Genomic DNA, 25,171 nt, shown 5'->3' with positions numbered 1-25,171 from the left:
GGGGAGCGGGGCCGTCGTCGTCGTACGCCGTGCGTCACTCGGACTTGATGGCCTGGAGCATGTTCAGGCGGGCCGCGCGCCGGGCCGGCCACAGCGCTGCGAGGACGCCGACCACCGCCGCGAGCAGCAGGAAGGCCGCCATCCGGCCCCACGGCAGGACCAGTTCGTACGTCGGCATCCGCGTGCCGAGCAGTTCACCGGCCGCCCAGCCGAAGAAGACGCCGAGGCCGATGCCGAGCACGCCGCCGAACAGGGAGATCACCAGGGACTCCAGGCGGACCATCCGCTTGATGCCGGTGCGCTCCAGGCCGATGGCCCGCAGCATGCCTATCTCCTGGGAGCGCTCGAAGACGGACATCGCCAGGGTGTTGATGACGCCGAGGACCGCGACGATCACCGCCATGGCGAGCAGGCCGTAGAGCATGTTCAGCATGAGCGTGAACATCTTCGCGATCTCGTTGGAGATGTCCTTCTTGTCCTGCACCCTGATCGCCGGGTTGCTGCCGAGGGCCTTCTCCAGCCGGTCCTTCACCGCGCCCGAGGCGCCGTCCGCGGTCTTCACCATGACCTGCATGTCGGCCGCGTCCCGCTGGTGCGGGGCGAGCCGGGCGGTGTCGAGCATGATGCCGTGGATCATGTCGTTGCCCCGGTAGACCCCGGCGACGGTCAGCTGCTGCGCCTTGCCGTCCTCGTAGTGCACGGTGAAGTGGGAACCGGCCGTCCAGCCGTGGGACTTGGCGGTCTCGTCGTCCACCACGACCCGGTCGCCGCCGACCGTGAAGGACCCCTCCTCGACGGTGAGGTCGGTGAGCCGGCCGATCGCGGCGCCGTTTACCCCGGTGAGGTACTCGGTCTGCCCGTCGATCCGGGAGGGGGCGTTGCGCAGCGGGCTGGTGAGGGTCACTCCGTCGGTCTTCCTCAGGGTGCGCTCGACGTCCGGCGACAGCTCGTTGCCGTTGGCCATGGAGACGACGTAGTCCGCGCGGATCGCCGCCGACGCCATCTTGTCGATGGAGGTCTGCAGGCTGCCCGCCATCACCGTCATGCCGGTGATCAGCGTCAGGCCGATCATCAGCGCCGACGCGGTGGCGGCCGTGCGGCGCGGGTTGCGCACCGAGTTCTGCCGCGCGAGCCGGCCCGACACCCCGAACGCGCGCAGCACGGGGGCGGCGGCCGCGATCAGCGGGCGGGACAGCAGCGGCGTCAGCACGAACACGCCGATGATCAGCAGGACGGCGCCGAAGCCCATCGGGGCCTGGCCGTCCGAGCCGTCCATGGAGGTGGCCGCGAGGACGACGGCGACGCCCGCCGCCGAGAACAGCGCCCCGATCGTGTTGCGCAGCACCAGCGACTTGGTGGTCGCCTTGGCGTGCACGCTGCTCATCGCCGCGACCGGCGGGATCTTCGCCGCGCGGCGGCCCGGCAGCCAGGCGGCCAGCATGGTGACGACGACGCCGACGACCAGGGCGGTGGCGACCGTGCCGGGGGAGACGACCAGCGGGCCGTCCGGGACGGTCGCGCCGAGGGTGCCCATCAGCGCCTTGAGCCCGGCGCCGATGCCGATGCCCGCGACGAGGCCGGCCACCCCGGCGACGGCGCCCACCACGAACGCCTCGACCAGCACCGACCGCGTCACCTGGCGGCGCGAGGCACCGACCGCGCGCAGCAGCGCCAGCTCCTTGGTGCGCTGCGCGACCAGCATGGTGAAGGTGTTGGCGATGATGAACGTGCCGACGAACAGCGCGATGCCGGCGAAGACCAGCAGACCCTGCTTCAGTCCGCTCATCGACGAGGCGATGATCTCGGCCTGGTCGTCGGCGAGCTGCTTTCCGGTGGTGGTCTCGACGGTGTCCTTCGGCAGCGCCCGGTCCAGGGCGGCCTTCAGCGCGGTCTGCGAGGTGCCGGCCGCGGCGGTCACGTCGATCTCGTCGTACGTGCCCGGCTTGCCGAAGAGCTGCTGCGCGGTGGCCGTGTCGAAGAGGGTGAGGCTGCCGCCGGCGGCGACGTTGCCGTCGTCGGTGGTGAAGACGCCGGTCACGGTCGGGGTGAGGACGGGCCCGTCGACGGACATCCGCACCCGGTCGCCCACCTTGTACCCGGCGCGCTTGGCGGTCTCGGAGTCGATGAGCACCTCGCCCCTGCCGGACGGGGCGTGCCCGGAGACGAGCGGGTAGCGGGGGTCCTTCGTCCCCCAGTAGTTGCCGCCCTCGGACTGGAAGCCGCCGCCGACGAGCTTGCCGTCCTTGTCGGCTAGGGCGGTGAAGCCCCGGACGACGCCGAAGGCGGAGGCGGCGCCGGGCACGCGGGCGCTGCGGTCGAGCAGGGCCTGGGTCAGCTCGGGCGTCTTCCCGACGGTGTCGCCCTTGTCCTCCCGCCCCTCGGGCCGGACGGCGACGTCGACCTGGTCGAAACCCTTGGCGGAGCTGTTCTGCAGGGCGGTGGACAGGCTGTTGGTGAAGACCAGCGTGCCGGAGACGAACGCCACGCCGAGCATCACGGCGAGCACGGTCATCAGCAGGCGGGCCTTGTGCGCGAGGACGTTGCGCAGGGCGGTGCGGAACATCAGCTGGTACGGCCCTTCGCGTCGAACTGCTTCATGAAGTCCAGGACCGTCTCGGCGGTGGGCCGGATCATCTCGTCGACGATCCGCCCGTCGGCGAGGAAGACGACCCGGTCCGCGTAGGCGGCGGCGACGGGGTCGTGCGTCACCATCACCACGGTCTGCCCCAGCTCCCGCACGGAGTTGCGCAGGAAGCCGAGCACTTCGGCGCCGGAACGGGAATCGAGGTTTCCGGTCGGTTCGTCGCCGAAGATGATGTCCGGCTTGGAGGCGAGGGCGCGGGCCACGGCGACGCGCTGCTGCTGGCCGCCGGAGAGCTGGGAGGGCCGGTGCCCGAGCCGCCCGGACAGCCCGACCATGTCGATGACGGTGTCCAGCCACCGCTTGTCCGGCTTCCGCCCGGCGATGTCCATCGGCAGGGTGATGTTCTCCAGCGCGGTCAGCGTCGGCAGCAGGTTGAACGCCTGGAAGATGAAGCCGATCTTGTCCCGGCGCAACCGGGTGAGCTGCTTGTCCTTCAGCGAGCCCAGTTCGGTGTCGCCGATGCGCACGGAGCCGGAGGAGAAGGTGTCCAGGCCGGCGACGCAGTGCATCAGCGTGGACTTGCCGGAGCCCGACGGGCCCATGATCGCGGTGAACTCGGCCTGCCGGAACTCGACGGAGACCCGGTCCAGGGCGACCACCTGGGTCTCGCCCTGACCGTAGATCTTGGACAGGTCCGTGGCGCGGGCGGCCACGGTGGCCGCGGTCCGGCCGGCGACGGATGTGGTGGTCACGGGGAAGACACTCCTCGGGAACGACGCTCGTGAAGGGGACGCCTCCCATGCTTCCGGCCGTCCGTGGCCGTGTAGTCAGCCGCTGTTCCGGTTCCCGGGGCAGACTCCGGTCGGACCCGCGGCGGCCGTGTCATACCTGGGGATGACGGCCGTCCCTGAGACGCGTGACCCGGTCGGGCGAATTTCGTACGACCGTCAACAACCGGGAGCGCGCCCTGGTTCGGGCGGTGAAATTCCGTCATTTCGCATGCGCGACGAGGCGTCACCCGCAAGGCTGGTGGCAAGTGCGGACGGCGCGTTCCGGTGGCTGATGCTCCCTCAGACGTCAATAAAATAAGACAACATCGGGTCACCCGACCGCTGTTCGGGGGAGGTCTCCCGATAGGCTCGAACCTCGACGCGGAGCCCATGGCCTGCCCGGATGGTGGAATGCAGACACGGCGAGCTTAAACCTCGCTGCCCCTTCGCGGGCGTGCCGGTTCAAGTCCGGCTCCGGGCACTTTCCGCAGGCGCGCGGACGCGCTGGGTCACTGATCCCTTTCTCCCTCTCCGCCCTCCCTGTCGAGCCGTTGACACCTCCTGGGTACGGGCGCAGACTCACGCCCCACGTGAGTGAAGAGAATTTCACCAGACGAACAAGCTGCTGAAGGGAACCCGATGCGCACCACCGTCGGCATCATCGGAGCCGGACCCGCCGGTCTCCTCCTCGCCCGGCTCCTGCACGACGCCGGCATCGACTCGGTCGTCCTGGAGAGCCGCGACCGCGCCTACGTCGAGCAGCGGCAGCGCGCCGGGATCCTGGAGCAGGGCACCGTGGACGTGCTGCGCGCGGCCGGCGCCGGGGAGCGCATGGACCGGGAGGGGTTGCGTCACGACGGGATCGAGCTGCGCTTCGGCGGGAGGCGGCACCGCGTCGACTTCCCCGCCCTGACCGGCGGGAAGTCGGTGATGGTGTACGCGCAGACCGAGGTGTGCAAGGACCTCATCGCCCTCCGGCTCAAGGACGGCGGCCCGCTGCTGTTCGAGGCCGAGGCACTGGCCGTCGAGGGCGCGGAGGGCGACCGGCCGCGCGTCCGGTTCCGGCACCAGGGTGCCGAGGAGGTGCTGGAGTGCGACTGGGTCGTCGGCTGCGACGGTTTCCGGGGCGTCGCCCGCCGGGCGATACCGGCCTCCGTCTCCCGTGGCTTCGAGCGGACGTACCCCTTCGGCTGGCTCGGCATCCTCGCCGAGGTACCCCCCTCGCACGACGAGCTGGTCTACGCCCGCCACGACCGCGGTTTCGCCCTGCTGTCCATGCGCCCACCCGTCGCCCGCCACCACCCTTCCGAGGAAGTCGCTTCGCTCCCCGTTCGATCTTTCGTCTCCCGCCTCTACCTCCAGGTGCCCGCCGGCACCGACGCCGGGTCCTGGAGCGACGAGGCGATCTGGGACGAGCTGGAGCGCCGCTTCGAGACCGACGACTGGCGGCTGGAGCGCGGGCCGATCACCCAGAAGTCCGTCACCCCCATGCGGTCCTACGTCCACGAGCCCATGCGCCACGGCCGCCTCCTCCTCGCCGGCGACGCCGCGCACATCGTCCCGCCCACCGGTGCCAAGGGCCTCAACCTCGCCGTCGGCGACGCCGTCACCCTCGCCCGCGCCCTCGTCCACCTGCGGGACACCGGCTCGGCCGGACTGCTCGACACCTACTCCGCGACCTGCCTGCGCCGCGTGTGGCAGGCCGAGCGGTTTTCCTACGACATGACGACCCTGCTGCACCGCGCCCCGGACGCCACCCCCTTCGACGACCGGCTCCAGCTCGCCCGCCTGGAGCGGATCACCGCCTCCCGCGCCGCCGAGACCGACCTGGCCGAGGCGTACACCGGGTTTCCGCTGGTCTGACGTAGGGCCCGCGTAAGGGGGCGATCTCCGGCCGGTTCCGGCCATGTCGCAGGTTGGTCATGAGTGGCTCCGGCCGTGGCCGGGAATCACCGGTCCGCGTAGCGTGTTGCGCAGCACAGCGAGGGAAAGATCCTCCCCAGGTACTAGGGTCAATCCTTTGCCTTTCCATTACTCTTTAAGCCAAGGCCACGCTCGGTGGCCATGGAGGAGTGAGATGAGGAGCAGAAACCCGGTCTTCTCGCGACGGGGGTTCAGCCGCGACAACGGCTACGCGGGCTTCAACGCCGCGCCGCAGGCCGGGGGCCCCGCTGTCGGCACCCAGGGCAACCCGTACGCGCAGGGCAATCCGTACGCCCAGCCGGCCGGCAACCCCTACGCGCAGAACCCTTACGCCCAGCAGGACCTGCAGTACGGCGCCCCGCAGGCGCCGGTCACCACCGCCGGCCGCATGACGATGGACGACGTCGTCCTGCGCACGGCGTCCACCCTGGGCGTGCTGGTTCTCGCCGCGGCGCTCTCCTGGGCGCTGCTGCCGGTCGACGAGGCCCACATCAGCCGCTCCTACGGCATCGGGATCGGCGCCGCGCTGATCGGCATGGTCCTGGCGCTCGTCCAGTCCTTCAAGCGCACGGCGTCGCCCGCGCTGATCCTGACGTACGCCGCCTTCGAGGGCGTCTTCCTCGGCGTCGTCTCCAACGTCGTCGACACCCACATCGCGAGCGGCGCGGCCATGCAGGCCGTGATCGGCACGATGGCGGTGTTCGCCGGTGTGCTGGTGGCGTACAAGGCGGGCTGGATCCGCGTCAACCGCCGCTTCTACGGCTTCGTGATGGCCGCGGCGCTCGGCTTCGTGCTGCTGATGGTGGTCAACATGCTGTTCGCCGTCTTCGGCGGCGGCGACGGCCTCGGCTTCCGCAGCGGCGCGCTCGGTGTCTTCTTCGGCATCGTCGGCATCATCCTCGGCGCCTGCTTCCTCGCCCTCGACTTCAAGCAGGTCGAGGACGGCATCGCCTACGGCGCCCCGCGCGACGAGGCGTGGCTCGCGGCCTTCGGCCTCACGCTGACGCTGGTGTGGATCTACATGGAGTTCCTGAGGCTCATCGCGATCCTCAACCAGAACGACTAGCGGCACGCAAGGCCGTACACCGGCTGAACCGCGAAGGGCCCCGGGTCTCGTCCCGGGGCCCTTCGGCGTGTGACGTCTGTGCGCGCTCAGAGCAGCTTGCGCGCGGCCCTCCTCACCTCGTACTCGTGGATGATCGCCTTGGCGTGTCCGTACGCGAGGTTGTGCTCGTGCCGGAGCCAGCTGACCTTCTCCTCGAAACGGAGGGCGGGTCCTTCTTCGACGGTGCGCAGCCAGTCGGAGATGTCACGACCGGTGCAGTGGGGGATGCGGGCGAGAATGTTGCGGTGGGTCTCCTCGGAGAGGACGTGGGACATCGGCGCCTCCGGACGCATGGGATGTAAGCCGGTCCTTCAGGTCACCGTGCCTGAGTGTTCGCGTATTGGCAACAGTCCCGAAGGGGCGCGTTACGCTCACCGCGTGGTTGATACGACACCTTTGACCCGGGCCGTGGGCCACTTCGCCGACCGGTTGAGGGCGGCACCGCAGAGCCGCCTGCAGCGGGGTGCGGCCGCGGAGGCCCTGGAGCTGGCCCGGGAGTTGTCCCGGCGGGCGCAGCTGCTGGAGTCGCCCCAAGCGGAGCCCCGCGAGATGCCGGACGCCGGGATGTTTGCGGCTGCGGATCAAGTGACCGTCGCGGGGCGCGACCTGGCGGTGGAGCTGCGCAGCGAGGACGAGGTCGCACAGGCGGTGCGACTGGTGGAGGAGGCACAGAAGCGGGCGGGGATCTGATCCCGGCGGCCGCTCACAGGCTCGCGATCACCCTGTCCGCCAGGATGTACACGTTCTCCTCGCCGCAGGCGAACGTCAGCGTGTACGCGCCGGAGATGCCCGACCCGCCCAGCAGGTACGGCGTCTCGCCGGCGGTGAGGGCGGCGGCCAGGCGCTCGGCCGTCTCGCGGTGGCCCGGGGTCATGCACAGGGTGGTGCCGTCGGCGAAGACGTAGACGTCGAGGGTGCCCAGCGGGCCGGGGCGGACGTCGGTCAGTTCGACGCGGCCGGCGGCGAGTTCCTCGAGTGTGGTGACGGTGCGCTCATGGTCGTTCACGACCGGCGACTGCACCGGGACGAAGTCGGGGTGCGAGGGGTGGCGGCGGCGGGCCGCGGCCAGCTCCGGGGACTCCGTGGGGGTCCCTCCCTGGACGAAGTCCTTGGGGGAGAACTCGTCGAGCTCGGCGCCGGGCTCGGTGACCGGCTCCAGGCCCACGAAGTCGGCCTGCCGGGGCAGGAACAGCTCGCTGTCGGCGAGGCCCAGCAGGGACGGCGCGTCCGAGGCGTCACGGGCCTCCTGGGCGGCCCAGAAAGCGCGGGCCTCGGCCAGCTCACGCTCCCGCTCCTCGGCGAGCGCGTCGGCCACGGCCGCGCGTATCTCGTCGGCGTCGGCGGTGGTGCGGGCTGCGGGCACGAGGCCCTGCGCCGCCGAGGCGGCGTCGTTCTGGGCGAGCTGGGCGTGCAGCGCGGCGACCTGGCGGCGCAGCAGCACGAGGGTGCGCAGGACGGCGACGCCCACGGCGCCCGTGGCGGCCGTGGTGACCAGCAACGCGATCGGCATGGCGCTCACTGACGTACTCCCGGTTCAAAGTCGACCCCCGACTTCCTACATCAGCTTGAAGGGTGGACTATCCAACTGTCAGTGCGTAACGTCACGAAACGGACGGGACTTTGGCCCCGGGGGTCGTCGGGGCACGGGGCTGACCTGGGGTGACCTGCGAGTATCCCTACGGCGAGCGATATAGGTCACATCCTGGGGGAGATTGGATCACAGAACGGCCCGGAGTCCAGGGGTTTCCCGAACTCCGGGCCGAACGCTCACCGTAGGTGCTATGGCGACTACGGACGGGTCTGACCGGCGGTCAGCTGAGCCGCTCGATGACCATGGCCATGCCCTGGCCGCCGCCGACGCACATCGTCTCCAGGCCGAACTGCTTGTCGTGGAACTGGAGCGAGTTGATGAGGGTGCCGGTGATCCGGGCGCCCGTCATGCCGAAGGGGTGGCCGACGGCGATGGCGCCGCCGTTGACGTTCAGCTTCTCCAGCGGGATGCCGAGGTCCTGGTAGGACGGGATCACCTGGGCGGCGAACGCCTCGTTGATCTCGACCAGGTCGATGTCGTCGATGGTCAGGCCGGCGCGGCGCAGCGCCTGCTGGGAGGCCTCCACCGGGCCGAGGCCCATGATCTCCGGGGAGAGGCCGGAGACGCCGGTCGACACGATGCGGGCGAGCGGGGTCAGGCCCAGTTCGCGGGCCTTGGTGTCGGACATGATGATCACGGCGGCGGCGCCGTCGTTGAGGGGACAGCAGTTGGCGGCGGTGACCATGCCGTCGGGGCGGAAGACCGGCTTGAGGCCGGAGACGCCCTCCAGGGTGACACCGGCGCGCGGGCCGTCGTCCTTGGAGACGACCGTGCCGTCGGGGAGGGTCACCGGGGTGATCTCGCGCTCCCAGAAGCCGTTCTTGATGGCTTCCTCGGCGAGGTTCTGCGAGCGGACGCCGAACTCGTCCATCTCCTGGCGGGTGATGCCCTTCCAGCGGGCGAGGTTCTCGGCGGTCTGGCCCATCGCGATGTACGGGTCGGGCAGCAGGCCGTCCTCGCGCGGGTCGTGCCAGGTCGTGCCCTCCTGCTCGGCGACGGCCGCGGTGCGGGCCTCGGCCTCGGCGAACAGCGGGTTGTGCGTGTCCGGCAGGCTGTCGGAGTTGCCCTTGGCGTAGCGGGAGACGGTCTCGACGCCGGCCGAGATGAAGACGTCGCCCTCGCCGGCCTTGATGGCGTGCAGGGCCATGCGGCTGGTCTGCAGGGACGAGGAGCAGTAGCGGGTGATCGTGCAGCCCGGCAGGTGGTCCATGCCCATCTGCACGGCGACCACGCGGCCGAGGTTGTGGCCCTGCTCGCCGCCGGGCAGGCCGCAGCCGAGCATCAGGTCGTCGATGTCCCTCGGGTCCAGCTCGGGGACCTTGGCGAGGGCCGCCTGGATGATCGTGGCGGTGAGGTCGTCCGGGCGCAGGTCCTTCAGGGAGCCCTTGAAAGCGCGGCCGATGGGGGAGCGGGCGGTCGAGACGATGACGGCTTCGGGCATCACGGCTCCAGGCATACCGGTGGGTCGGGCGGACTCCCTCGGAAGTTACCCGTACGTATGGCCCAGGTCACTGGTGTCGCGGTGTGACCCTGACCGCAATTTTCTAAGCGCTTGCTTTGTTCGCTCGGGCGGCGAAACAAAGGCTCCGGTGCCCGGGTACCCCTCAACCGGAAGGTGTCGCCGCCTCCGGCTCCGACACCGGCAGCCTCCTCCTGCGCCGCCGCTTCAGCAGCGCCCACGGCCCACGCGGTCCGGTCGGCATCGCCGCCGCCACCTCCGTGCCCGCCTCGGACGCCGCCTCCACCGCGGCCTTGGCGACCGGCAGGAAGCCCTCGCGGCGGGTCACGTCGGGCCGCTCCTCCTCCGGCCACAGGCCCAGCGCCGCGCACAGCGTCGGCAGCACCGCCATGGCCGCCGTCGCGTAGCCCTCGGCGGACGGGTGGTAGTGATCCGGACCGAACAGCTCCCGCGGGTTCTCCGCGAACTCCGGGCCCAGCAGGTCGCCCAGCGACACCGTCCGGCCGCCCTGCTCGACCACGCCGATCGTCTGCGCCGCCGCCAGCTGCCGGGACGCCCGCCGGGCCAGCCAGCGCAGCGGCTGCTGCACCGGCTCGATCGTGCCGAGGTCCGGGCAGGTGCCCACCACCACCTCCGCGCCGGCCGTACGCAGCCGCCGTACCGCCGCGGACAGGCAGCGCACCGAGCGGGTCGGCGGCACCCGGTTGGTGACGTCGTTCGCGCCGATCATGATCACGCAGATGTCGGGGACGCGGGCGCCGTCCGCCAGGGCCAGGGACACCTGCCGGTCCAGGTCGTCGGAGCGGGCGCCGGGCAGGGCGACGTTGCGCAGCTCCACCGGGCGCTCGGCGACCGCGGCCAGACCCGAGGCGAGCAGCGCGCCCGGGGTCTGCCCGGCGCGGTGCACGCCCTGCCCGGCGGCCGTGGAGTCGCCGAGCATGGTCAGCCGCAGCGGAGGTTCACCCGGGGTGTCGTAGCCATGGCCGTAGCGGCCCTCGGCGTTCGGCACGTGCTGGGTGGTGCCGTTGCCCACATGGCGCCGGGCCAGCTGCACCTCGGCCAGCAGCAGGCCCATCGCCGCCGCGCCGGCCAGTCCGATCCCGCCACCGCCGTATGCGGCGCCCGCCGCGATGCGCCGGGCCACCCGCGCCCTCGACATGCCGGTCATGCGTCGCCGCCACCTCCTCGTAGCCGTACACCCACTCCTTGCCCCGTACGCACCGTGGCCCAATCTCGACAGGGAGTGAACGACCGTCATGGAGTGCGCGAAAGCCATAGGCTGGCGGAACCATCACGACCACATCTTTTGCAGCATCCGGAGACAACGGTGCAATTCCACGACTCGATGATCAGTCTCGTCGGCAACACCCCGCTGGTGAGGCTCAACAGCGTGACCAAGGGCATCAAGGCGACCGTCCTGGCCAAGGTGGAGTACTTCAACCCGGGCGGTTCCGTGAAGGACCGCATCGCCCTGCGCATGATCGAGGCGGCAGAGCAGAGCGGGGAGCTGAAGCCCGGCGGCACGATCGTCGAGCCGACCAGCGGCAACACGGGCGTCGGACTCGCCATCGTGGCCCAGCAGAAGGGCTACAAGTGCATCTTCGTCTGCCCGGACAAGGTGAGCACCGACAAGATCAACGTCCTGCGTGCCTACGGCGCCGAGGTGGTCGTCTGCCCGACCGCCGTCGCGCCGGAGCACCCGGACTCCTACTACAACGTCTCCGACCGGCTCGTGCGGGAGACGCCGGGCGCGTGGAAGCCCGACCAGTACTCCAACCCGAACAACCCGCTCTCCCACTACCACTCGACCGGCCCCGAGCTGTGGGAGCAGACGGAGGGGAAGATCACCCACTTCGTCGCGGGCGTCGGCACCGGCGGCACCATCTCCGGCACCGGCCGCTACCTCAAGGAGGCCAGTGGCGGCGCCGTGAAGGTCATCGGCGCCGACCCCGAGGGTTCCGTGTACTCGGGCGGCTCCGGGCGGCCGTACCTCGTCGAGGGCGTCGGTGAGGACTTCTGGCCGACCGCCTACGACCGCGGCGTCGCCGACGAGATCGTCGCCGTGTCCGACAAGGACTCCTTCCAGATGACCCGCCGCCTCGCCAAGGAGGAGGGCCTGCTCGTCGGCGGCTCCTGCGGCATGGCGGTCGTCGCCGCGCTGAAGGTCGCCGAGCGCCTCACCGAGGACGACGTGGTCGTCGTCCTGCTGCCGGACAGCGGCCGCGGCTACCTCTCCAAGATCTTCAACGACGAGTGGATGGCCGACTACGGCTTCCTGGAGGACGCCGGCCCGAGCGCCCGCGTCAGCGACGTCCTCGACGACAAGGAGCACGGCGCCATGCCGTCCCTCGTCCACATGCACCCGGACGAGACCGTCGGCCAGGCCATCGAGGTGCTGCGCGAGTACGGCGTCTCGCAGATGCCGGTGGTCAAGCCGGGCGCCGGCCACCCGGACGTCATGGCCGCCGAGGTCGTCGGCTCGGTCGTCGAACGGGAGCTGCTGGACGCCCTGTTCAGCAAGCGGGCCTCGCTGGAGGACCCGCTGGAGAAGCACATGTCGGCGCCGCTGCCGCAGGTCGGCTCCGGCGAGCCGGTCGCCGACCTGATGAACGTGCTCGGCCAGGCCGACGCGGCGATCGTCCTCGTCGAGGGCAAGCCCACCGGCGTCGTCAGCCGCCAGGACCTGCTGGCGTTCCTGGCCAAGTCGGGGAAGTGACCGCCCGCTTGGCGGTCGCAGGCGTGTTCGCGGAAGTGGTACGAGGGCGTCACGTCGTCGCAGCACCCGCTTAACACGCGTCCGGCACAGTTGTGGATGTCGGCAGGGCGGGAGCGGCTCCCCGTCCGGGCCGGCACCCAAACGGCGTCACGGACCTCCGGAGCGGCTCCCGGACCTCCACAGACGCCACGGACGCGCAAGCCCGGCCTGACCCGGCCCGCGTCCCTCGCGGGGACCGCCGTCGTCCCGCCCCCCAGCGATGGGGGTGCGGCGGTCCCCGCGCACCTCTTTCCCGGTGTGCGGGCAGACCTGACCGGCGGCGGCCCGTTGTCAGTGCCGGATGGCACGATCGGCGTATGGCCCTTCCTCAGCCCGCCGACCTGACGACGCTCGTCCTGCGCACCGACTTCCGCGACGACGCCGCCTGGGAGGCGCTGCGTGCCGCGCTCGACGCCGCCGGCGGACTCTCCTGCGCCACCTGCGTCAGCGACCCCCGGTTCGCGGGCGCGAGCATCGCGGCCCTACTCGCCGAGGACGCCGCCGCGGAGGACGAGGCGGTCTGCGAGGTGTTCCTCGCCGACGCCACCACGCTCGCCGACCCCGAGCACCGCCTGCTCGCCGTCGACCTGTACACCGAGCCCGGGCGCACCGTGCGCATACCCGCGCGCTGGTACGCGGACATGTCCATCAACCTCGGCATCGCCAACATGGACTTCGCGGAGTTCGCGGACGCCGCCGATCCCTCCGGCACGTTCCGCGGATTCGGCGACGCGGACTGACGCGGGGCCTCAGCCCACCGACGCCCAGCTGCCCAGCAAGGCCAGGCGTTCCGCTGTCTCCGAGCCCGGTTCCGGGGTGTAGACCACGATCGTCTGTTCCGGGTCCGCGGGGACGGTGAGGGTTTCGTACGGCAGGGTCAGCAGGCCGGCCACCGGGTGGCGGATGCGTTTCACGCCGTACATGCACTCCTTGACCTGGTGGTCGGCCCACAGGTGGCGGAAGTCCTCGCTCTTCAGGGAGAGTTCGCCGACCAGCGCGCACAGTTCCGGGTCGTCGGAGTGGCGGCCCGCGTCGATGCGCAGATGGGCGACGGTCTGCGCGGCCACCGCCGCCCACTCCGGGTACAGCTCGCGCGCGGCCGGGGCGAGGAAGACCTGCCGGGGCATGTTGCGCTCGGCGGGCGCCATCCGGGTGAAGCCGGCCACCGCGTCGCCGAGGGCGTTCCAGGCCAGCACGTTCATGCCGCGGCCCAGCACGAAGGCCGGCGTGCGGTCCATGCTGTCCAGCAGCAGCTGCACGCCCGGGCGGACGCGGGCGGCGGGGCGGTCGGCGGCGCCGCGGCGGCGCGGGCGGGGCCGGGCGACCGTGCGCAGATAGGCCTGTTCGGTCTCGTCCAGCCGCAGCACCCGCGCGACCGCGTCCAGTACGGCGTCGGAGACGCTCGTGCCGCGGCCCTGCTCCAGCCGGATGTAGTAGTCGACGCTCACCCCGGCCAGCTGCGCCACCTCCTCGCGGCGCAGACCGGGGACGCGGCGCCGCCCGTGCGCGGGGAGCCCCACCTCCTCGGGCCGGATGCGGGCGCGGCGCGAGCGCAGGAAGTCGCCCACCTCTGATGTCGTCCAGTCCCCGTCCATGGGTTCGATCGTAGGGGAGCGGGCCGCGCCGAACCTGGTACTGGCAGACCCAGGAAAAGCGGATCCCTGGGTACGGCGGGCGCGGGCGGCGAGGGTGGTGGTGCGCCGCCGGGGACCAGCCCCGGCCGTCACGCACAGGGGAGTCACCATGTCCTACGAGAACCTGTCCGGCCGTACCGCCGTCGTCACCGGCGCCGCCAGCGGCATCGGCGAGGCCGTCGCCGTGGCGCTCGCCGAGGGCGGAGCGCGGGTCGTGCTGCTGGCGCGGCGGGCGGAGCGGCTGGAGGAGGTCGCGCAGAAGATCCGGGCCGGCGGCGGCGAGGCCCTCGCCGTGACCGCCGACGTCACCGACGACGCCTCGGTGGAGCGGGCGGCGGCGGCCGTCCGCGACGCCTACGGCCGCGTCGACCTGGTCGTCAACAACGCCGGCGTCATGCTGCCCAACCCCATCGAGGACGGCCGTGTCGACGAGTGGCAGCGGATGATCGACACCAACGTCCTCGGCGTCCTGCGCGTCATCCGCGCCTTCACCGGCGACCTGGTCGCGACGGCCGCCGAGGGCGGTACGGCCGACCTGGTCAACGTCTCCTCCATCGGCGCGCACGCCGTCTTCCCCGACTACGCGGTGTACGGCGCCACCAAGGCGGCCGTGACCCACCTGTCGGCCCTGCTGCGCGCCGAACTCGGCCCGAAGGACGTACGGGTCACCAACGTCGAGCCCGGGCTGACCGAGACCGAGCTGAAGGACCACCTGGACAGCCGGGAACTCGCCACGCAGCTGGACGGCATGTTCGAGGCGATCGGCAGCCTCGGCGCGGCCGATGTCGCGGACGTCATCGCCTACGCCACCAGCCGGCCCCGGCACGTCAACCTGCGGCAGATCGTGGTGCTGCCGACCCGGCAGGCATGAGGGGCAGGCCGGCTCAGTCCTGCCAGTCGCCGTCCTGCCCCGGCTTCCTGCGCCGGCGGCCGAACAGCTCGGGGTTGGTGCGGGCCGCCTGGACGACGTTGACGCCGACGATGCCCGCCCAACTGACCAGCAGGCCGGGCAGGTGGGCGACGCCGCCGCCGATCGCGGAGAGCGGCACCGCCAGCACCATCGACACGATGCCGAACCCGAACCGCTCGCCCCAGGAGTCCGTGGGCCGGGGCGAGCGGGCGTCGCGGGCCGCCGCCATCTGCCGCTCGGCGTACTGCCGCCGCACCCGGCGCTCCACCGCCGCGTCGATGCGCTGGTCGACCTTCTCCAGGAAGGAGTCGACCAGCGCGGACTCGTACTCCTCGCCCAGCTCCCTGCGGGCGTGCAGGGTCGCGTCGAGTTCCTTCTTCAGGTCGCTGTCCCGGGTGTCCATCGCCTCTCCCATCCCCGTCTCGACCGTCCACGGTAGGGAGTGGACGAGCCGGCCGCACTGGGGACAGCCCCCCTCTTCGCCGGGGGCCAACGGCCGGACCCAGCGCCGACTGGCTGTATAGGCCTATGCAGGATCAGGCTATCCTGAATAGATTGGCACTGCCTCGGCGCTGTACTCTCCCGGGGCGTCGAGGACCACCGGAGGGGGAGTACGCCATGAGCGCGACCGACAGCCCGGCGAGCCGCTTGCAGGCCCTCTTCGAGGGGCACCGGCTGACACCGACCCAGCGGCGCATCGCGCACAGCATGGTCCGCCGCGCGGCCGACGTGCCCTTCCTGTCCAGCGTGGAACTGGCCGAACTGGCCGGCGTCAGCCAGCCCTCGGTGACCCGCTTCGCCGTCGCCCTCGGCTTCGACGGCTACCCCGCGCTGCGCCGCCATCTGCGCGAGGTCGCCCCCGCCGAACAGGCCGCGGAGACGGGCTCGTTCAACGAGTACCAGCAGGCCGTCGAGGCCGAGATCGAGAACCTGCGCCATCTGGCCGAGGTGCTGGCCGACCCGCGGCCGGTCCGCAAGGCCGGGCGGGTCCTGGCCGCCTCCCGTCCGCTGCCCGTGCTCGGGCTGCGCGCCGCCGCCTCCCAGGCCTATGGCTTCGCCTACTTCGCCGCCAAGGTCCACCCGGACGTCCGGCTGCTCAACGAGGGCGGCACGATGATTCACGACCGCCTCGACGCGGCCGTGCACGCCGGCGCCTCCGCCCTGCTCTGCTTCGCGCTGCCCCGCCATCCGCGCGAGGTGCTGGAGACCCTCCAGTACGCCAAGGACGCCGGGCTGACCGTGGTCACCGTCGCCGACTCCGCCTTCGCGCCCGTCGCCAAGGTCTCCGACCTGCTGCTGCCCGCCGCCGTGGGCACCGGCCTCGCCTTCGACACCGCGTGCGCGCCGATGCTGCTCGGGCGGGTGCTGCTGGAGGCGATGTGCGACGACCTGCCCGAGGCGCAGGCCCGGCTGGAGGAGTTCGACGCGAAGGCCGCGGCGCGCGGGCTGTTCGTGGAGTGAGGGATGGAGTGAGAGGTGGAGCGAGTGGCGGAGTGAGTGCCCGCCTTCCGCTGTCGCGGGGCTCTCAGATTCGTCTCACGTTCTGCTAGTAGCTTCCTTGGAGCACATCCTTACGCACTTCCTTACGGGACAAGGCGCTTGAGAGACGTGACACGGGAGGCAGACGTGGCGCGCGGAGGACAGGGGCTGGCTCGGGTGGCCGTCGTCGTACGGGCGGGGGCGGCACCGCTGTGGTGGCTCGGAGTGGTCGCCGCCGGGATCGGAGCGGTGCCGGAAGGACTGACGGGGCGGCGGATCGGCGTCCTCGCCGGTGCCGCGCTCTTCCTCGTCACCGCCGTGGTGGTGCTGTGCGCCCGGCGCCGGCGCTACACCGGCCTCGCCCGGGGCGCCGCCCGCGCCGGCAAGTACGACGTGCTCCAGGACCGTGCGGTCACCGCGCGGAACTGGCGGCGCGGGCACCGCTGGTGGCTGCTGCTCGCCTTCCTCGCCGCGGTCGGCAGCTCCTTCGCCGCCCCGGCCGCGGGCGGCCTGCTGCTGGCCGGCGCCGGAGCGGGCCTGCGCCTGAAGGCGGCCTGGCTGGGCCGACTGGAGCGGGCCGAGGAAGCGCTGCTGTGGGTGCGCGTCGACTGGCTCGGGCGGGGCGGCGGACGCCCGGCCGGCAAGGCCGTGAAGGCCTTCCGCAGCACGGGCATCGCCGCGGGCGACGCGGCTCCGGGCGGCGCCCGCCGCCGCACCGCCGCCCTGGTCTGAGCGGACCTGCAGCTACACCTCCAGGTCCTGCTCGATCCTCTTCAGCTGGTGGCGGGCCATCGCCAGGTTGGCCCGCTTGGCGTCCAGCACCAGATAGAGGAAGAGGCCGTTGCCGCTGCGGCCGCTGAGCAGGCGGATGAGGTGGTACTGGTCGGTCAGCGTGATCAGGATGTCCTCGATCTCGGCCTTGAGGCCGAGGTGTTCCATGGTGCGCATCTTGGCGCGGATCACGTCGGTGTTGCCGGCGGCGGCGACGTTCAGGTCGAAGCTCTTGCCGCCGCCGATCGTGCCCAGCGCCATGCCGCTGGTGTAGTCGACGAGCGCGGCTCCGGTCGCGCCCTCGATGGAGGCGAGGGCTTCCTTCAGCGCGGTCTCGGTGTTGGCCATGACGGTGATTGCCTCTCAGTTGTCGGTGCCGGTCCGCGCGCCGACCGGCCGCGTGGGCAGCGGGCGCGAGGGGTCCTGGGTCTGGGTCTGGTGGTGGCTCTGGTTCGGGTTCGGTGGTGCGGCGGGCCGGGCGGTGTCCCGGGCCGCGGTGTCGTGGGCGGCCGCCTCGCGGGCCGCCGGCTCCCGGTCCGTCCCGTCGGGTGCCGCCTTGCCGTGGGCCGTCCTGCCGTGGGCGTCCTCGTGGGCGTCGACCAGCTCACCGATGCGGGCACCGGCCCGGCGCCCCTCCAGGTGGAGCCGGCCCACGTTGACGCGGTCCTGGGTGAGCAGCGTCAGCACGGCGTGCCGGCCCGCCGCGTACGTCGCGACGTAGCCGTCGGCGCCCCGGATCAGCAGCTCGCGGAACTCGCCCCGGCCGGTCGCCTCCGTCATGCGGATCGCGACGGCGAGGGTGGTGGCGGTGAGTGCGGACAGTCCGTCGGGTTCGACGCCGGGCGCGTCCTGGGCGAGGACCAGTCCGTCGCGCCCGGCGGCGACGGCTCCGGTCAGCTGGGGGAGGCGGGCGCGCAGCCGGCGGAGTTCGTCGAGGATCTCGGGCTCGGCCGCCATCGGGGGTCTCCTCTCGGTGGGGGGCGTGGTGCGGGACTCGGTGCCGGTCTCGGCACGGGGGCGTGGCCGGTCAAAGGGCCTCCAGCGCATCCCTGACCCTCTTCAGCAAGGCGATGTGCGGATCGATGTCGGGCGGCGCGCTCGGCGGGGCGGCCGCGGCGGGCGGCGGGGGCGGGGTGCCCAGCAGGCCGGCCGCCACCAGCCGCCGTACCTCCACCAGGGTGGGGAAGACCCGCCGGCCCTGGGCGAGGGCGATGTCCGGCGCGGTGCGCACCCCGTCGGCCAGGGCGAGCACGGCGGACTGGCGGGCGGAGACCCCGGGCGCGGCGACCGGAGCGGTGCGCAGCAGCGGTACGCCGTCCAGCAGCGCGTCGGGCCACAGCCGGTGCAGCAGGGCCCGCCGGCGCAGCACCTCCCGCTCCACGGCGGCGACCGGCACGGCCGGCAGCGGACCGTCGGCCTCGGGCGGGGGGCCGTAGTGGAACCGGCCCGGGCTGCTGCTCGGCGCGAGCGCGAAGTACGCCGCGTCGTACAGCGCGTGCAGATGGCAGATCTCCAGCGCGGCCCGGGTCAGCCACCCGCCGGCCAGCAGCAGCCGGGCGGTGCCCGGAAGGTCGCCCGCGGTGCCGGCGGCCGTCCACCACTCCTCGGCGGGCACCGCGCCCGAGGCCGTCAGCAGGGTGCCGATGCCGGGGGCGTAGGGGCTCTCGGCGTGCAGCACCAGGCCGTCGGCGAGGTACAGGGCGCCGCCCTCGCGGACCAGGACGCCGGTGGCCCGCTCGGCGGCGAGCCGGGTCAGCATCGGCGACAGGCCGCCGCCGGTGCCCTCACGGGCGCCCTGGTCCGGGGCCCTGTGCCGCGCTGTGTCCCGCACCGGCAGCGGGGGAGGGGCCTCCACCACGGTCATCCCAGCACCAGCCGTCCGGCCATCTCGCCCAGCCGGATGCGGGCCAGGGCGAGATTGCCGTCGGCGCGGCCCAGCCACAGGTGCAGGACCGCGCCGCTGTCGAACGGCGCCGGGACGAACCGCAGGAGGTGGTAGCCGTCCCGGTTGCTGACGATCACGTCCTCCACGGGCGGGTCGGTGTCTCCGAGGCCGGCATCGCCGGCGGGCACCGCGGCGAAGGCCGGCTGCTCGGCGGCGAGCCGGGCCAGTTCCGCGACGTCGGCCGCCGCGGCCTCGGCGTCCCCGCCGGGGAACTCCCCGACGACGCCGAGCGCGAGCCCGCTGGTCCAGTCGACCAGTGCGGCCCCCCGCGCACCGGGCAGCCGCATCGCCTCCAGCAGGCACTCGTCAATTCCGGGCACCGTCGCTCCCCTCCGCCTGGGGTCCGGTCGAGTGACGACGACACTACGCACCGTGCGGAGGGCTGGTGAGCGTTCTGGCATTTTCCGGCGGAACATGCGCGCGGCGGACTAGTGTGGGTCAACTGAGCACGTGTTCGGCCCGGTTGACCCGTTCGGGGGACGCCGGCTCAGTCGTCCCGGGCCGTGGGCAGGGCGGTGAGCGCACGGGCGTGCGCCCCGCCGGACTCGGCGACGATCTCCGCGACGGTCTGCGGCTCCCGCACCACCCCGAAGGCCACCCCGCCCCTGCCGTCCGCCGCGTAGCCGTAGACACCCGGCCGGGCCAGGGAGTTGTAGGCGTAGTGGTGCGCGAAGTAGTACGCGCCGGTGTCCAGCGCCGCCGCGTAGTCACCCTGCTCCAGCAGCGGCAGCGGCTGCTCCCGGGCCAGCAGGTCACCCGCGAAGCAGGCGGGCCCGGCCACGTCCTGCACGACCGCGGGGCCCTCCTTGGGCCGGCCCTTCGCGTCGTAGGCGGCGATCCTGAGCGGCCAGGCGCCCGGCGCGTACACCGTGCGCGTCGCGACCTGCACGCCCGCGTGCGTGACCGCCACCGGCCGCCCGCCGGCGGTCTTGGCGTACTCCACCCGCGCCACGATCGTGCCGTGCTTGGCCAGCAGCGACCGGCCGAACTCGGTGACCAGCCCGTACCGCCCGTCGAACAGCCCCGGCACCGCCTCCGCGAGCAGCCGCGCGTACTGCGCGTACGTCGGCGCCGTCGCGTCCGAGGAGAAGTTCACCGGCAGTCCGCCGCCGATGTCGATCGTGTCGACCTGCCGGCGCCCGACGCGCCGGTTGATCTCCTCGGCGAGCGCGTACGTCTCCGCCACGCCCTGCGCCATCAGCGACAGCGGGATGCCCTGCGAGCCGGTGTGCGCGTGCAGCCGGGTCAGCCACGGCCGCTCCTCGTACGCCCGCAGGACCCACTCGCGCGCCCCCTCGTCCCGCAGCGCCACCCCGAACTTCGACGTCGCCGTCGCCGTCGACAGCGCCTCGATGGAGCCGCCGCCGACCTGGGGGTTGACCCGGATGCCGAGCGGCGAGCGGCTCGGCGCGGACCGCATCAGGGCGTCGAGGCGGTCCAGTTCCTGCGGGTTGTCGGCGTTGACGGCGATGCCCAGCGCCAGCGCCTCGCGCAGCTCGGCCGGGGTCTTGGCGGGCGAGTCCAGCACGGTCGCTCCGGCCGGTATGCCCGCCGCCCGGGCCAGGGCCAGCTCGCCCGGGCTGGCCACCTCCGCCCCGATGCCCGCCTGGTGCAGCAGGCGCAGCACCGGGACCAGCGGGGTGGCCTTCACCGCGAAGGCGTGCAGCACCGGGGTGCCCGGTGCGGTCGCCGCGTCGAACGCCGCCCGCAGCTCCGCCGCCGCCCGCCGGATCCCGGTCACGTCGAGCAGCCCGACGAGCGGCCGGTCCGGCCCGAGGAGCCCCTGCTCCACCGCCGCCCGCACCGCCTCGTCCCGCCGGGCCGCCCGCTGCCCGGCCTCCGCCTCGCTGTCGTGGTCCACGGTCTCCACCGACTCCCCCTTCTGCCGCCCGCGGGTGGTGGTGCCTGCATCCAGCCAAACACCCGCGGCGCGCGGATGTGGCCCCGCCCCCGTATTGACTAGTTCTATTCAGAGCGACAGGATGTGAATAGACGTAGTAACCGGAGGAGGCAGACGATGTCGGGACCCCGCCCCGTACGAGCACCGCGCGGCACCGAGCTGAGCGCCCAGGGCTGGCAGCAGGAGGCCGCCCTGCGCATGCTCCAGAACAACCTCGACCCCGAGGTCGCCGAGCACCCCGACAAGCTCGTCGTCTACGGCGGCACCGGCAAGGCCGCCCGCGACTGGCGCTCCTTCGACGCGATGGTCCGCACCCTGCAGGGCCTGAAGGCCGACGAGACGATGCTCGTGCAGTCCGGCCGCCCGGTCGGCGTCATGCAGACCCACGAGTGGGCCCCGCGCGTCCTCATCGCCAACTCCAACCTGGTCGGCGACTGGGCCAACTGGGAGGAGTTCCGCCGCCTGGAGCAGCTCGGCCTGACCATGTACGGCCAGATGACCGCCGGCTCCTGGATCTACATCGGCACCCAGGGCATCCTGCAGGGCACCTACGAGACCTTCGCCGCCGTCGCCGCGAAGAAGTTCGGCGGCACCCTCGCCGGCACGATCACCCTCACCGCCGGCCTCGGCGGCATGGGCGGCGCCCAGCCGCTGGCCGTGACGATGAACGACGGCGTGGCGATCTGCATCGACTGCGACCCACGCGCCATCGACCGCCGCATCGAGCACCGCTACCTGGACGTGCGGGCCGACTCCCTCGACCACGCGCTCCAGCTCGCCACCGAGGCCCGCGACCAGCGCAGGCCGCTGTCCATCGGCGTCCTCGGCAACGCCGCCGAGCTGGTCCCGCAGCTGCTCGCCATGGGCGCGCCCATCGACATCGTCACCGACCAGACCTCCGCCCACGACCCGCTGTCCTACCTGCCGCTCGGCGTCGCCTTCGAGGACATGGCCGACGCCGCCGCCAAGGACCCGGCCGGGTTCACCACCCGCGCCCGCGAGTCCATGGCCCGGCACGTCGAAGCGATGGTCGGCTTCATGGACGCCGGTGCCGAGGTCTTCGACTACGGCAACTCCATCCGCGGCGAGGCCCAGCTCGCCGGTTACGACCGCGCCTTCGCCTTCCCCGGCTTCGTCCCCGCCTACATCCGCCCGCTGTTCTGCGAAGGCAAGGGCCCCTTCCGCTGGGCCGCGCTGTCCGGCGACCCGGCCGACATCGCCAAGACCGACAAGGCGATCCTCGACCTCTTCCCGGAGAACGAGTCGCTGGCCCGCTGGATCAAGATGGCCGGCGAGCGCGTCCACTTCCAGGGCCTGCCCGCCCGCATCTGCTGGCTCGGCTACGGCGAGCGCGACAAGGCCGGCGAGCGGTTCAACGACATGGTCGCCTCCGGTGAGCTGGCCGCGCCGATCGTCATCGGCCGCGACCACCTCGACTGCGGCTCCGTCGCCTCCCCCTACCGGGAGACCGAGGCCATGCTCGACGGCTCCGACGCCATCGCCGACTGGCCGCTGCTCAACGCCATGGTCAACGTGGCCTCCGGCGCCTCCTGGGTGTCCCTGCACCACGGCGGCGGCGTCGGCATGGGCCGCTCCATCCACGCCGGCCAGGTCACCGTCGCCGACGGCACCCCGCTCGCCGGGGAGAAGATCCGCCGCGTCCTCACCAACGACCCCGGCATGGGCGTCATCCGGCACGTGGACGCCGGGTACGACATCGCCGAGTCGGTCGCCGAGCAGCGCGGCGTCCGGGTGCCCATGCGCGAGGGTGACGAGCGTTGAGTTTCCACAGCATGTGGGCGGAGCTGCTGCCGGTCGGCCGCAGCTCCGCCTCCGGCGGCTACCGCCGCTACGCCTGGACCGCCGCCGACGCCGACTGCCGGGCCTGGTTCCGTGAGCAGGCCGAGGCCCGCGGGCTGGCCTACGAGGTCGACCGCAACGGCAACCAGTGGGCCTGGCTCGGCGACCCCACCGCCGGGGACGCCGTCGTCACCGGCTCCCACCTGGACTCCGTCCCCGACGGCGGCGCGTTCGACGGCCCCCTCGGCGTGGTGTCCTCCTTCGCCGCCCTCGACGAACTGCGCCACCGGGGAGCGCGGTTCACCAAGCCCCTCGCGCTGGTGAACTTCGGCGACGAGGAGGGCGCCCGGTTCGGCCTCGCCTGCGTCGGCTCCCGCCTCACCGCCGGACAACTCACCCGCGAGCAGGCCCACCGGCTCACCGACGGCGACGGCGTCACCCTCGCGCAGGCCATGGAGAGTGCCGGCCACGACCCGGACGCCATCGGGCCGGACCCCGAACGGCTCGCCCGCATCGGCGCGTTCGTCGAACTCCACGTCGAACAGGGCCGCGCCCTCGACCTCACCGGGAACGCCGTCGGCGTCGCCAGCGCCATCTGGCCGCACGGCCGCTGGCGGTTCGACTTCCGCGGCGAGGCCAACCACGCCGGCACCACCCGGCTCGCCGACCGCCGCGACCCGATGCTGTCGTACGCCGAGACCGTGCTCGCCGCCCGCCGGGAGGCCGAACTCGCCGGTGCCGTCGCCACCTTCGGCAAGATCTCCGTCGAGCCGAACGGCGTCAACGCCATCCCCTCCCTCGTGCGCGGCTGGCTCGACTCCCGCGCCCCCGAGCAGCACACCCTCGACACCGTCGTCGGCGGCATCGAGAAGGCCGCCCGGGAGTACGCCGACGCCCACGGCATCGACCTGGACGTCGTCCGGGAGTCCTTCACCCCCGTCGTCGAGTTCGACCACGCCCTGCGCGACGAACTCGCCCGCATCCTCGGCACGGACACCGGCCTCACCGTCCCCGTGCTGGGCACCGGCGCGGGACACGACGCCGGGATCCTGTCCGGGAGCATCCCGACCGCCATGCTGTTCGTACGCAACCCCACCGGTGTCTCGCACTCCCCGGCCGAGTCCGCCGCCGAGGACGACTGCGTGGCCGGGGTGCGCGCACTCGCCGACGTACTGGAAGGACTGGCCTGCCGGTGACCAAGGGGACCTACTGGCTGGAACACGCCTGGCTCGGCGACCGGGTCGAGCCGGGCGTCGCCCTCGACGTCGCGGACGGCCGCATCACCGCCGTCCGCGAGGGCGTGGACGCGCCGCCGCCCGGCGCCGAGGTGCTGCGCGGACTGACGCTGCCCGGGCTGGCCAACGCCCACAGCCACGCCTTCCACCGCGCCCTGCGCGGCACCGTCCAGGTCGGCTCCGGCACCTTCTGGACCTGGCGCGAGGTGATGTACTCCGTCGCCGACCGGCTCACCCCCGACACCTACCACGCGCTCGCCCGCGCGGTGTACGCCGAGATGGCCCTCGCCGGCGTCACGGCCGTCGGCGAGTTCCACTACGTGCACCACGCCCCCGGCGGCACCCCCTACGCCGACCCCAACGCCATGGGCGAGGCGCTGATCGCGGCCGCCGCCGAGGCCGGGATCCGGATCACCCTCCTCGACACCTGCTATCTCTCCGCCGGCTTCGGCGAGGCCCCGAACCGGCACCAGCAGCGCTTCTCCGACGGCAGCGCGGAGGACTGGGCCGCACGCTGTTCACTTCTCAAGGAACACGATCACGCCCGGATCGGGACGGCGATCCACTCGGTGCGGGCGGTCCCCGCCGGCCAGCTCGCCACCGTCGCCGCCTGGGCCGAGGAGCGGCGGGCCCCGCTGCACGTGCACCTGTCCGAGCAGACCGCCGAGAACGACGCCTGCCTGGCCGCCCACGGCCGCACGCCCACCCGGCTGCTCGCCGACCACGGCGTGCTCGGCCCGCGCACCACCGGCGTGCACAACACGCACCTCACCGACGAGGACATCGCCCTGCTCGGCGGCTCCGGCACCGGCACCTGCATGTGCCCCACCACCGAGCGCGACCTCGCCGACGGCATCGGCCCCGCCGTCGCCCTCCAGCGGGCCGGCTCGCCGCTCTCCCTCGGCTCCGACAGCCACGCCGTCATCGACCTGTTCGAGGAGGCGCGCGCGATGGAGCTGAACGAGCGGCTGCGCACCCGCACCCGCGGCCACTGGACGGCCGCCGCCCTGCTGCGCGCCGCCGGCGCCGACGGCCACGCCGCCCTCGGCTGGGAGGAGGCGGGCACCCTGGAGCCCGGCGCCCTCGCCGACTTCACGACGGTCGCACTCGACTCGGTCAGGACAGCGGGCCCGCTGCCCCGGCTCGGCGCCGAGACGGCCGTATTCGCCGCGACGGCAGCGGACGTACGGCACACCGTCGTGGGCGGACGGCACGTCGTACGCGACGGACACCACCGGCTCGTACCGGACGTGCCGCAGGCCCTCGCGCGGGCCGTGGCAGACCTGCGGGCCTGACGAGAAGCCACGAGG

General features: G+C 72.7%; 24 protein-coding genes and 1 tRNA gene. 12 read left to right on the top strand and 13 right to left on the bottom strand.

Annotation, left to right across the window (positions count from 1 at the left end; translation table 11 throughout):
• Positions 1 to 34: 34 nt before the first annotated feature.
• Both IE308_RS26980 and IE308_RS26975 read right to left on the bottom strand, forming a co-directional pair.
• Complete coding sequence (locus IE308_RS26980; protein ID WP_190219919.1) at positions 35 to 2,563, bottom strand: ABC transporter permease; 2,529 nt, start codon at positions 2,561 to 2,563, stop codon at positions 35 to 37.
• Positions 2,563 to 3,336 (bottom strand): ABC transporter ATP-binding protein, encoded by a 774-nt coding sequence (locus IE308_RS26975; RefSeq protein WP_190219918.1) that lies wholly within the window; start codon positions 3,334 to 3,336, stop codon positions 2,563 to 2,565. Before IE308_RS26975 ends, IE308_RS26980 begins: the two co-directional genes overlap by 1 nt.
• Positions 3,337 to 3,751: 415 nt before the next feature.
• On the opposite strand from IE308_RS26975, the gene IE308_RS26970 reads away from it, so the two are divergent.
• The 3 genes from IE308_RS26970 (at position 3,752) to IE308_RS26960 (ending at position 6,343) form a co-directional block, all read left to right on the top strand.
• A tRNA-Leu gene (locus IE308_RS26970) sits at positions 3,752 to 3,835 on the top strand.
• Positions 3,836 to 3,993: 158 nt separating this feature from the next.
• Entirely contained in the window at positions 3,994 to 5,217 is a 1,224-nt protein-coding gene (locus IE308_RS26965; RefSeq protein ID WP_190219917.1) for a 4-hydroxybenzoate 3-monooxygenase, read from the top strand.
• A gap of 214 nt (positions 5,218 to 5,431) precedes the next feature.
• Complete coding sequence (locus IE308_RS26960; RefSeq protein ID WP_110628615.1) at positions 5,432 to 6,343, top strand: Bax inhibitor-1/YccA family protein; 912 nt, start codon at positions 5,432 to 5,434, stop codon at positions 6,341 to 6,343.
• Between the two features lie 86 nt (positions 6,344 to 6,429).
• On the opposite strand, the gene IE308_RS26955 is transcribed toward IE308_RS26960, so the two are convergent.
• Positions 6,430 to 6,657, bottom strand: a complete 228-nt coding sequence (locus tag IE308_RS26955) for a DUF4287 domain-containing protein (protein ID WP_110636583.1) — start codon at positions 6,655 to 6,657, stop codon at positions 6,430 to 6,432.
• A gap of 103 nt (positions 6,658 to 6,760) precedes the next feature.
• Here IE308_RS26955 and IE308_RS26950 point away from each other — a divergent pair, with 103 nt between their 5' ends.
• Positions 6,761 to 7,072 (top strand): hypothetical protein, encoded by a 312-nt coding sequence (locus tag IE308_RS26950; RefSeq protein WP_190219916.1) that lies wholly within the window; start codon positions 6,761 to 6,763, stop codon positions 7,070 to 7,072.
• 13 nt (positions 7,073 to 7,085) lie between these two features.
• Here IE308_RS26950 and IE308_RS26945 read toward each other — a convergent pair whose 3' ends face one another.
• The 3 genes from IE308_RS26945 to IE308_RS26935 form a co-directional block, all read right to left on the bottom strand.
• Entirely contained in the window at positions 7,086 to 7,901 is an 816-nt protein-coding gene (locus IE308_RS26945) for a hypothetical protein (RefSeq protein ID WP_190219915.1), read from the bottom strand.
• A gap of 292 nt (positions 7,902 to 8,193) precedes the next feature.
• Positions 8,194 to 9,414 carry an acetyl-CoA C-acetyltransferase gene (locus IE308_RS26940; RefSeq protein ID WP_110628613.1) on the bottom strand — a complete coding sequence of 407 codons (1,221 nt, stop codon included), beginning with the start codon at positions 9,412 to 9,414 and terminating at the stop codon, positions 8,194 to 8,196.
• A 163-nt stretch (positions 9,415 to 9,577) separates the two neighbouring features.
• Positions 9,578 to 10,600, bottom strand: coding sequence for an SGNH/GDSL hydrolase family protein (locus IE308_RS26935; RefSeq protein WP_190219914.1), 1,023 nt, complete (start codon positions 10,598 to 10,600; stop codon positions 9,578 to 9,580).
• Between the two features lie 159 nt (positions 10,601 to 10,759).
• Between IE308_RS26935 and IE308_RS26930 the strand changes: the two genes are divergently transcribed.
• Both IE308_RS26930 and IE308_RS26925 read left to right on the top strand, forming a co-directional pair.
• Positions 10,760 to 12,148, top strand: coding sequence for a cystathionine beta-synthase (locus IE308_RS26930; protein ID WP_190219913.1), 1,389 nt, complete (start codon positions 10,760 to 10,762; stop codon positions 12,146 to 12,148).
• A 356-nt stretch (positions 12,149 to 12,504) separates the two neighbouring features.
• Positions 12,505 to 12,927, top strand: a complete 423-nt coding sequence (locus tag IE308_RS26925; RefSeq protein ID WP_190219912.1) for a DUF6924 domain-containing protein — start codon at positions 12,505 to 12,507, stop codon at positions 12,925 to 12,927.
• A gap of 9 nt (positions 12,928 to 12,936) precedes the next feature.
• Here IE308_RS26925 and IE308_RS26920 read toward each other — a convergent pair whose 3' ends face one another.
• On the bottom strand, positions 12,937 to 13,782 hold the full coding sequence (locus IE308_RS26920; RefSeq protein ID WP_190219911.1) for a helix-turn-helix transcriptional regulator: 846 nt from the start codon (positions 13,780 to 13,782) through the stop codon (positions 12,937 to 12,939).
• Positions 13,783 to 13,930: 148 nt separating this feature from the next.
• Here IE308_RS26920 and IE308_RS26915 point away from each other — a divergent pair, with 148 nt between their 5' ends.
• Complete coding sequence (locus IE308_RS26915; protein WP_190219910.1) at positions 13,931 to 14,692, top strand: SDR family oxidoreductase; 762 nt, start codon at positions 13,931 to 13,933, stop codon at positions 14,690 to 14,692.
• A 13-nt stretch (positions 14,693 to 14,705) separates the two neighbouring features.
• Here the strand turns inward: IE308_RS26915 and IE308_RS26910 are convergent, their stop codons facing one another.
• A complete protein-coding gene (locus IE308_RS26910; RefSeq protein ID WP_162655532.1) occupies positions 14,706 to 15,134 on the bottom strand; it encodes a hypothetical protein in 429 nt (142 codons plus the stop codon).
• Between the two features lie 215 nt (positions 15,135 to 15,349).
• On the opposite strand from IE308_RS26910, the gene IE308_RS26905 reads away from it, so the two are divergent.
• Both IE308_RS26905 and IE308_RS26900 read left to right on the top strand, forming a co-directional pair.
• Positions 15,350 to 16,192 carry a MurR/RpiR family transcriptional regulator gene (locus IE308_RS26905; protein WP_190219909.1) on the top strand — a complete coding sequence of 281 codons (843 nt, stop codon included), beginning with the start codon at positions 15,350 to 15,352 and terminating at the stop codon, positions 16,190 to 16,192.
• Between the two features lie 165 nt (positions 16,193 to 16,357).
• Positions 16,358 to 16,942 (top strand): hypothetical protein, encoded by a 585-nt coding sequence (locus IE308_RS26900; RefSeq protein ID WP_190219908.1) that lies wholly within the window; start codon positions 16,358 to 16,360, stop codon positions 16,940 to 16,942.
• Positions 16,943 to 16,954: 12 nt separating this feature from the next.
• Here the strand turns inward: IE308_RS26900 and IE308_RS26895 are convergent, their stop codons facing one another.
• The 5 genes from IE308_RS26895 to IE308_RS26875 all read right to left on the bottom strand — a co-directional run bounded on the left by IE308_RS26895 (position 16,955) and on the right by IE308_RS26875 (position 20,796).
• Positions 16,955 to 17,329, bottom strand: coding sequence for a roadblock/LC7 domain-containing protein (locus IE308_RS26895; RefSeq protein WP_110628605.1), 375 nt, complete (start codon positions 17,327 to 17,329; stop codon positions 16,955 to 16,957).
• A 15-nt stretch (positions 17,330 to 17,344) separates the two neighbouring features.
• Positions 17,345 to 17,938, bottom strand: coding sequence for a roadblock/LC7 domain-containing protein (locus IE308_RS26890; RefSeq protein WP_190219907.1), 594 nt, complete (start codon positions 17,936 to 17,938; stop codon positions 17,345 to 17,347).
• 70 nt (positions 17,939 to 18,008) lie between these two features.
• Positions 18,009 to 18,845, bottom strand: a complete 837-nt coding sequence (locus IE308_RS26885) for a transcriptional regulator (protein ID WP_190219906.1) — start codon at positions 18,843 to 18,845, stop codon at positions 18,009 to 18,011.
• A complete protein-coding gene (locus IE308_RS26880; protein WP_190219905.1) occupies positions 18,842 to 19,246 on the bottom strand; it encodes a hypothetical protein in 405 nt (134 codons plus the stop codon). The genes IE308_RS26885 and IE308_RS26880 overlap by 4 nt, the downstream gene beginning before the upstream one ends.
• A 167-nt stretch (positions 19,247 to 19,413) precedes the next feature.
• Positions 19,414 to 20,796 carry a type III PLP-dependent enzyme domain-containing protein gene (locus IE308_RS26875; protein WP_190219904.1) on the bottom strand — a complete coding sequence of 461 codons (1,383 nt, stop codon included), beginning with the start codon at positions 20,794 to 20,796 and terminating at the stop codon, positions 19,414 to 19,416.
• Positions 20,797 to 20,943: 147 nt separating this feature from the next.
• Between IE308_RS26875 and hutU the strand changes: the two genes are divergently transcribed.
• From hutU to IE308_RS26860, 3 genes are read left to right on the top strand one after another with little or no spacing between them, the layout of a single operon-like run.
• Entirely contained in the window at positions 20,944 to 22,608 is a 1,665-nt protein-coding gene (hutU, locus tag IE308_RS26870) for a urocanate hydratase (RefSeq protein WP_190219903.1), read from the top strand.
• Entirely contained in the window at positions 22,605 to 23,822 is a 1,218-nt protein-coding gene (locus IE308_RS26865) for an allantoate amidohydrolase (protein ID WP_190219902.1), read from the top strand. Before hutU ends, IE308_RS26865 begins: the two co-directional genes overlap by 4 nt.
• Positions 23,819 to 25,156 (top strand): formimidoylglutamate deiminase, encoded by a 1,338-nt coding sequence (locus tag IE308_RS26860; protein WP_190219901.1) that lies wholly within the window; start codon positions 23,819 to 23,821, stop codon positions 25,154 to 25,156. Before IE308_RS26865 ends, IE308_RS26860 begins: the two co-directional genes overlap by 4 nt.
• Positions 25,157 to 25,171 lie beyond the last annotated feature (15 nt).

Origin of the sequence: Streptomyces griseosporeus, from assembly GCF_014656055.1 — a bacterium.
In the GTDB taxonomy this organism is placed as follows: Bacteria; Actinomycetota; Actinomycetes; order Streptomycetales; family Streptomycetaceae; genus Streptomyces; species Streptomyces griseosporeus.
This window is presented reverse-complemented; position numbering and strand designations above follow the sequence as displayed.